We start from the raw sequence: 8226 nt of genomic DNA on the forward strand, positions 1-8226 counted from the left end.
CACCAGCTCGAAGCGCCACCGCTGCCCACGAGTGAGTTTGCCCAGGAACCGGGAATAGTCCGCCGTTTGCGCAGGAAGCGTGTCCCACCCGGCCTGTTCCACCAGAACCGCACCCGTCGGCTTCTCTGGTCCCACCACATACAGCACATGCTCATGCTCACCCGGGTCCACGCGCCACAGCACCCTAGCGTCCGATTCGTCCAGCTCAGGAGGAAACGCCGCACGCACCGCGGCGTGCATTCGCTGCGGGTCGCTCAGCAGCTTTCGCCCTTCCCTCCGGTGAGGGTTAAGCCGAATCTTCGTGAATGTCGTCATGCTCGCATCACCGTTTCAAAGAACACATCACCCGTCGCGAACTTCTCGTCACCATCCGGGTTATCAATCTCCACATCCTCGGCACGAATCACTTCCCGCCACCCGTACTTTCGGTGCTCCGGGCTGAAAGAAACCGGCACGTCCTGGCGGGGAACCGATCCGCCCTCTCCGGGGTGGGCATCCCGGTAGATCGCCAGGGAAACCGTCTTAGGCGATTCCTTACGGTGGGTCTTCGTCGCGTGCCACGTAGCGTGCCCGCGCACAGCTATTTCCGCATCGCCTTCAACAACCCCAATTACGAGCCCCGGGTGCACCGGGCAAGACCGGCGGCCCATGTACAGCGGAAACTTCGGGCTGCGCAGAGCCTCCGCGATGCCATCGAGCAGCTCCTTGTCCTCAGCCTCCACAGCCGCAACAAATGCCGCGTCAGACAGGAAATAGCGAGTCACGAGGCTGGCATTGGCGTTCGGCTTGGTCTGCCACGGCTGCGCGGTTTGGTAATCGCGCAGCAAGCTACCGGACTGATCAACCCTCACAGCCATACGCAGCTTCGCAAGGTCCTCCACACCATCAGTCCGGCGGCGGCCCTGAGCTGCGGCGATGAGCCCCACGATCCCCGATTTCGTCGGGGTCGTGGCAGTCGCACGAATATGGAATCGAGACTCATCACCCCACGACTGCATCGGCCCCTTAAGCAAGAGCAATAGGGAATGTGTCATTACTCATCACCCATGAGCTGGTCGATGGCGCTGCTCAGCTGCTCCTTCAGCTCCGGAAGGGCAACCTCAGTTGCGATGCCCTCAAACGGCTCGGCCAACTGGCCCAGCCCCATGACGAAAGCAGCTGTCGGCTTAAATCCGTAGACCTTTTCCACGTCTGTCGCCTCTTGAGCCAAAGCTTCTGCACCAACTTCGCGGCGTCCCTTTTCCTCAGTGGCTTCCACCGGGGATTCAAAGGCGTTTACCAGCGACACTGGGCGCGTATCACGCACGGCGACGTAGACCAGCTCCGGCAGAGTCTGGTTTGCGAAGGTATTGATCTTGCCGGTGGGCATCGACGCGATGAACGCCTCCACGAATTCCACGGCAGCAACCTTGGCGGCATCACGGGAATCGAGGTTCTCGGCCAATCCCTCAAGATTCACCGTTGCGTAGCGGTAGAGAGTGGAGGACATCATCTGAACGGTACCGATCATGCCAGCGCCCGTCTCTTCCCCTTCTTCTGCCAGGTCGTCGACAGCGGTGAAATAATCGAACTCCGGTGCAGACTCGTGAATGCCCAACGCGTGAGCAACCTGGACAGCGGCGTCCACATTGTAGGCAGCGTCATCGGCAACCATGCGGCCAAACATTGCAATATCCACGGAGTGATCCTGATCCAGGATTGCCTGGGCCTCGCGCTTGGTGAACTTCTCACCATCACGTTCAAGGATAGCCTTCACCGCGTTATCGATCTGGTGAGCGCTGAGGAAGAGCAGGTACCCAGTCTGCGGGTAGATCACCTCAACCTCGTCACCTTCTTCCTTCTTTGGCTTCTTCTCTACGGCTGTCTTAATACCCGCTGCCTTGAACAACTGTTCAGTACGTTCAATAGCTGCGTCCTGTTCGAGTCCCTGGGCTTCGAGACGGCGCGCAATCTTCTCCGGGAGGCGCTTGGAGCGGTCACCGATTTCCGTAGCATCAAAATTTTCCTCGAAATAGCGACGGATGGCGCGCTTCCAGGACTGGGACGAAACCCGCTGACGCGGGACGCCACCGAAAATAGCGTTCTTCGGGGCACCAGTGTCGTCTCGATTGATCAGGGACGGTGGGAGGGACTGGAGGGCGTAGATGTCAACGATCTTGGACATTGAGGTTTCCTTTCGGATTAGTGGTTGAAAGCGGTGCTTAGTTGTGTGTTAGGCCGGTTCCGCATTGGCACGACCTCGGAAGGTTCCGTAAGCGAAATCGCGACCCCAGCGCAGCAGGACACCGTTACGGTGGCGTCGGTTCTGCAAGCTCCGGAGGTCGAACGCAAACTGGCCGTAATTGAACGCGATCTTGTTCGCTCGCAGCAGGCTCACAAGATTGCGAAGGTGAATTATTCGTGTTTCTTCGTCGAATGCCGACTGCATTGCATCGAATCGAGGCTTGATGGACTTAGAGTCCAGGACGGCGTGTAACCGCCCGCAAGCGGCTGCGAAAGATCGCTCCTCGCTGTGCATGGGTTGCTGAGCACTCTGCATGTGCAGACCAAATAGCGTCAGTGCATGGAATGCTGCCCGCTCCGATGGCGTCGGTTGATCGGTCTTGCCTGTCTCACCCTCGCTGAGCGGAACGACCATCGCCATGAGCACCGTCTCCAAAGCCAGTGGATGACTCTCAAGTTTTAGTGCTCCGGCTTTGCGGAGTTCCGCCAACGTGCCTCGAGCGTGAGCGGCAGCGGTAGTGCCGCCAGTGAGGTAGTCGCGCTGCAACACCTCGGCAGTACGCCCAACAGCAAACTTCAGGTTGGGCCCCTGGCTGGTTTCCTTCGAGCTTGCAGCGCCGCCGTCAGCCGCCGCTTCTTCATCGACGGCGTCGAGGCCTTTTTCTAGCTGATCAGCCATTGTTTTCTCCTTCTGCTGTCGTGACCGTTTCAGGTACCGTCAGCGGTAGTTCCGTAGCGAGCTTTCGCTTCAGCTGCTGGAGCAGGGTTCCCGCGTTCACGATGTGCTCGCCGCTGTCGCTTCCCACCAGTCGCCCGATGAGAGCCTTCTGGCCTGCACCATTGACTAGGTCCTTGGCGATGCTCAGAGCCTCCTGCCGCACCACGTGCTGCCACGTGGTCATCTGATTTTCCATGTCTTCCGGATCCAGCGCGCGCAACCAGGAGTGGAACTTCGGCTCAAGCCGGGTGTAGAGACGATCGGCCGCATCGGCCCCGAACTCGTATTCGCCTCCCGCAGCCACATAGAGCTGGCCCGCGAACCAGCCCACAGCTGTCGCTGCTCTGCCGGTGGCCTCGGCATTGTTGCGAACATCGTTGCGGATCGCGCGGCTCCATTCGGAGTTCCGCAGCAAATGGATCGGCAAGCCGATGGACGCGTTGACTACCGTTCCATAGCTCGAGCTCTGCGCCCCATACGCCATGGATACGATGTTCACGTCGAGAACCTCGCGGTTCTCCAACATGTCCGCCACATTGTCGATATTTTTGGGCCGGATTGGGGGCAATTGCCTGCTGGAATAGCCCGGATCCCCATCCACTGCCACGAGCGCATCCAAGGAGCGCCAGGTCGTCCGCGCCGAGTCGTATGGCCGCGGATAATAAGCCTCGAAATCTTTCTTGGACTTGTTACTGCTGTGGCGCATCGGAGTCATCGGATCCCCGAAGATGTTCAGGCCGGCGTCCGGAATTCGATCACCGTTACTGACAAGAACTCGTACGACCCCGCCGTTTTCACTGAACAGGCGAATCCTCCTGGATTGCCAAGTCGCCAGATCGGCCGGTCCCTTCGGCTCGGTTGCCTCAAGGTCTTGCGGTGCGGCAGTGTCGGGCTCCCGCTCCCAGACTGGCCGATCGGTCTCCGCTGCCGCGGGGACGCATTCGATCGTGGTGTTAAGCAGCAGGGTTTCCAGCAGAGTCTCGCCTCGAATGACTGTCCCGCCGGTGAAACCCGACCACCCTTGGCCGATCGGGTAGCCCTTTCCACCCTTAACTCGGGGGTCACCGACCGCACCGGACTTGATGCCGGAGTAGTCGTAGGCCTGGGCGTGGACCAGCCAGCGTGCGGCTTCGGCATAACTAATCGCGACTCGCCCTGGGCCGGTGCGCATGGTGAAGTAGTCGCCCTCCGCGTCTGGCAGGATCCGGCTGATGCTGCTGCTCGTATTCTTTGCTGTATGCAGGTCAGCGACCTGCATAAACGGCACGGTTGGGCTCAGGAGATCAAAACGATCTTCGACCTCATCCAAGTGCGCAAGGACAACCTCATCCTCACCACTGCGCCGCAAGTCATCTCGGGTGTCAAGGAACCAGTCATCCCACTCGAAATGCTGACGGCTCTTGGGATCCGGATACTGCCGTTTGAACTCGTGGTAGTGGGCTCGCCAGAAGATCGCCAGCAATACACGCAGGACTGCGTAGTCCTGGGTCGGAGAGTCGCCGACGATGGCCAACGGTCGAGCACTCCCGTCAAATACTTGTCGGATGCTCAATAGCTCGGTGCCCTTTGAGGTTCGACAAATCATCCACGGCTGGTGCACCAAGTTGAAGCTTTCGTTCTGTTCCACGGCTTCGCTCCTTTCTTAACTCTTCGCTCTTAGTTCGTCATCAGCTTTGTCTAATAATTTACGCGGGGCGCCGGACATGGCTTGCTTTCCGCATTTCGAAAATCGAACGGCGGCGGTTAAACCGGTCTTCAACACTTTCTCCTCACTCCCCTTTCGCCAGGTAGCCGACCTGAATCCCAAGTTCAGAGCTATATTTCACGCGGAACCTTCCCACGGTCGCCTCGCCTGTCTCATTCAAAGGAAGAGCGAGCTGCCCCTTGAGGAGGTACTGCTCCTGCCACTCGGGAGGGGTGGTCTCTTCCAGTTGACCAACCACGTCCTCAAAGTCCTTGTCGTACCTGGTCATTCGGGTCGGCAGACGCACCGTACTCATTGCGAGCAGCCGGGCTTGTTCGTATGTCGGCGCAACCCCATCCAGGATTTCCTGCGGCTCACCGTCAGCCAGCAAGCGGTAGCCGTATTCGGTGCTCATAACGGGGATCACCTCAACCGTCGGCTCGCTATCGCGGACTTGGGCGGCTCCGCGCTCTTCATCCCCGAGCAGCCTGGATGTGCGCTCGTTCGGGAAGAACAGCTCTTTCAACTCCTTGGCAAGTGAAGCGGAGCCGATGCGGAAACTCTTCGATCGCTCGTGCGCCCGGTTGGAGCGGGTCTCACTCTCCCGCTCCGCATCCGTCCATAGTTCGGTCCACGCCGCCGGCACCTCGTATTTTCCGCCGTATACCGCCTCCACCAGCGGTGCAGTGTCATCCGGGCGCCGGAACCGGTCCGGGAGGCATAGGAGCGTGGCCAGCAGAATCTTCGGGTCGTAAATTGCTTGCGCACCACGATCCAGTTCCGGAACCTTGCCACCCCCAGACACGCCGCGGATAAATACCTTCGGCTCTCTCAGTGCTTCCGGCCTGTCCTCCACGGGGCGGCGGTGACGATGAATCCGCCCAATGCGCTGAATCACGAGGTCCATGGGCGCGAGATCAGTTATCAATACGTCCGCATCAATATCCAGCGACTGCTCCGCGACCTGTGTGGCAACCACAATCTTCCGCCAGGGCCGCCCGGCTCCCCGGCGCGCCTTAGGTCCCAGCTCCTCGCGCAGCTGGTCCTCTCGCTGGGATCGTTCCCAGGCCATGAAACCGGCATGATGCAGCTCCACTTCGCCTGGATAGTCCGCCTTCAGTTCCTCGTAAGCCTCCTGGGCTCTGGCGATGGTGTTGCAAATGATCAGCGCACAGCCACCGTCCTCCAGCAGCCCCTCGAGCAACCCCTTCAGCTCACCCACCTCGTCTCCGATGACTCGCACCGAGGCATCCAAGTTTTGTGGCGACGCTTTCGGCTCCCACACCTCTTCGCTTTCCTGTGTGACCACCGTGATCCGCGGGTACGCATCCGAATTCACACTCAAGGAATGCCCGCTATAGGCCTCCGCAAGTTCCTCCCGCTGCTCACTCGGCAGCGTCGCGGTCATCACAATCACGCTGGCGCCGTAATAGGCAAGCCACTCCAGCGTGGTCTTGAGGTAATCCGAGGTATAGGCATCGTAGGAGTGCACCTCGTCGAAAATGATGACCTTCCCGGCGAGCGCCAGATGGCGAAGCATGGAGTAGCGCTGCATCAGAGCAAGCATGAGGACCTGGTCCACGGTTCCGACCACGATATTCGACAACAGGCCACGCCGGCGCCCGCTCATCCAGTGGCTAGCGACCACTCTGCCCGCTGCACCACCGGCTTCATCCTCGGCAATGTGCTGGTAATTCTTCCTCAGCTCCTGATAGGGCTCTGCTAGCTGGTTTTTTGAGTGGGCCAGGTACAAGGACGCCACCCGCTCGTCCGTGGTATTTCCTGCCCAGTTAATCGTGCGTTCCAGTAGGCCGTTGGCTGTCGCCATGGTTGGCGCAGCGAAGTAGATCCCCTGAGCGCCATTGCGTGCACTGATCTGGTGGGCAGCCGCCAGAGCTGCTTCGGTCTTTCCCACCCCGGTTTCCGCTTCCAGGATGTACAACGCAGGCCCCTCGGTTGCTCGCGCTGCTTCAGCCATTGCCCGCTGGACGCTTCGCGCCTGGAACTCGCCGGGCCAGCCAAAGGAGCGCCGGAAGAAGTCATCAACATCCTCGACCGGCCGTGCAGGCGCCCACGGTTCGGTGATGTCCGTCGCCGCCATACCTTCCACCAGCCGCTGTTTCATCGGCTGAGCGTCCAAGGGAAAAGCATCCACGTTGGATGCAATCCAGTCCGCGAACACCACTATGCCGGTGAGTAGCTGCAGCTCGGGAGCCCTCGGAGTTGCCATCTTCTCGAGCACTGGTCGGATCTCTGTGACCGCAGCAATGCCATCCAGCAATTCCTCGTGCACCTTCAACCAGGGCTCAGGGTATCCCTCCAGCATGTCCTCAATGTCATGGAGGAGACCGATGTCGACCGGAGGAGTGCCGTGGTGCGCTCCCACGATGGAGGCCAGCCGCCGACGCTTAGACCTGGCGAGATCGGTGGCCGAATCGAGCCAGCGCGCAACGATCGCCTGCGAGGCTACGCTGTGTGGCACAGCCTGGAGCCCAGCCTCGCGGTATCCCTTCTCCAAGGGGAGCCCCGCGTCATCGACAGCATTGAGCAGGTACTCATACTCGGGCTTCTTTTCGAGGAGGCGCTGAAAGTAGATCGTCGCCTTGCCCGCATCATGGCTACCCGTGAACCAGACGACCAGCCGCTGGAGCTCATCTTTCTCCAGCCCCAGCTTTGCGGCCAGGTGCCGCTTCGTTGCATCCGCAACCCACACGTCATAGACCTCACCGGCCACAGCTGCTGCGTCGGCAAGGTGCTGCGAGAGGTTTAGGTAATGCCCCTCCTCGCCAGATTTCGCCCATAATGCTGCCAGTTGTGGGCTCGCCCCATCGAGCCATGTCTGCAGGGCTCGAACGAGATCGCTCGAATCCGAAGCGGCGTGTCCGGGGTTGGTCATAAAATCCTCCGTACTTCGGGTTGCAAAAGCTATTCTAGACCAAGGCCATCGCCAGGGAAATGGATTTCTCCCCTTTCATACATTCCCTAAATTCCCAATTAGATATTTTGTTATCCGTCGCGCACTCTTGCTCCCGCGAATAACACCGCGTAACGTGGAACGCACTCCCCGCGTCGCGCGCGGCGCGTCGCTTAACCTCCGCGGGGATGAGCCTTGGGACTTGAGCGAATGCTCGCTACTCCCCGCACTGGCGGGGATTCCTGAGGCTTTTTACCTCTTCACTCCAACCACTCGTCTGGCTATAGCCCCGCCAGCATTGCGCTCCTCCGAGGCGGACAACAACCCTCGCCAATTTCGTGTAACGGGTGGCATACCTCATAATGTGAGACAACGCACGCTTTTCATAGCTTTTGCGAGTTGGCGTCCAGAAAACCCCAGAGGAATACACAGACAAGCCGTATTCTTTCCAGGAACAGCGTGATCGGCGCCACGTCCCGCCTCGTCCGCGCTCACGCCGGCGAGGCCAAAATTTTTCCGTGCGCGTGACCCGCGCCGCAAAATGACCCCAAGGAGGAACATTGACACCCAATCAAGTCGGCCTAGCGCTCGTGCTGCTAGGCGTGATGGTCTTGCTGGGCAAGACCATGCGAATCAATTGGGGCTGGACCCAAAAGCTGTTCCTCCCTGCCTCCATCCTCGCGGGCT

The 8226-nt window shown here is 59.8% G+C and carries 6 protein-coding genes; all 6 read right to left on the bottom strand.

All coding sequences use genetic code 11. The features are described 5' to 3' along the window. Positions 1–315, bottom strand: a 315-nt coding sequence (locus Q1V78_RS09345) for a type I-E CRISPR-associated protein Cas6/Cse3/CasE (protein WP_300613884.1), incomplete at its 3' end; no start/stop codon positions are given. After that, positions 312–1034 carry a type I-E CRISPR-associated protein Cas5/CasD gene (gene cas5e, locus Q1V78_RS09350; RefSeq protein ID WP_300613886.1) on the bottom strand — a complete coding sequence of 241 codons (723 nt, stop codon included), beginning with the start codon at positions 1032–1034 and terminating at the stop codon, positions 312–314. The genes Q1V78_RS09345 and cas5e, both read right to left, overlap by 4 nt. Beyond that, positions 1034–2164, bottom strand: coding sequence for a type I-E CRISPR-associated protein Cas7/Cse4/CasC (gene cas7e, locus Q1V78_RS09355; protein ID WP_300613888.1), 1131 nt, complete (start codon positions 2162–2164; stop codon positions 1034–1036). The genes cas5e and cas7e overlap by 1 nt, the downstream gene beginning before the upstream one ends. Positions 2165–2212: 48 nt before the next feature. Next, the gene (gene casB / locus Q1V78_RS09360) at positions 2213–2902 is read right to left on the bottom strand and encodes a type I-E CRISPR-associated protein Cse2/CasB (protein WP_300613891.1); all 690 of its coding nucleotides are present in this window, start codon (positions 2900–2902) and stop codon (positions 2213–2215) included. Next, complete coding sequence (casA, locus tag Q1V78_RS09365; protein WP_300613893.1) at positions 2895–4568, bottom strand: type I-E CRISPR-associated protein Cse1/CasA; 1674 nt, start codon at positions 4566–4568, stop codon at positions 2895–2897. The genes casB and casA overlap by 8 nt, the downstream gene beginning before the upstream one ends. 142 nt (positions 4569–4710) lie before the next feature. After that, positions 4711–7521: a CRISPR-associated helicase Cas3' gene (gene cas3, locus Q1V78_RS09370; protein WP_300613895.1), complete on the bottom strand. Its 2811-nt coding sequence runs from the start codon at positions 7519–7521 to the stop codon at positions 4711–4713. Between the last annotated feature and the right edge of the window lie 705 nt (positions 7522–8226).

This window comes from Corynebacterium sp. (assembly GCF_030152825.1).
Lineage (GTDB): Bacteria > Actinomycetota > Actinomycetes > Mycobacteriales > Mycobacteriaceae > Corynebacterium.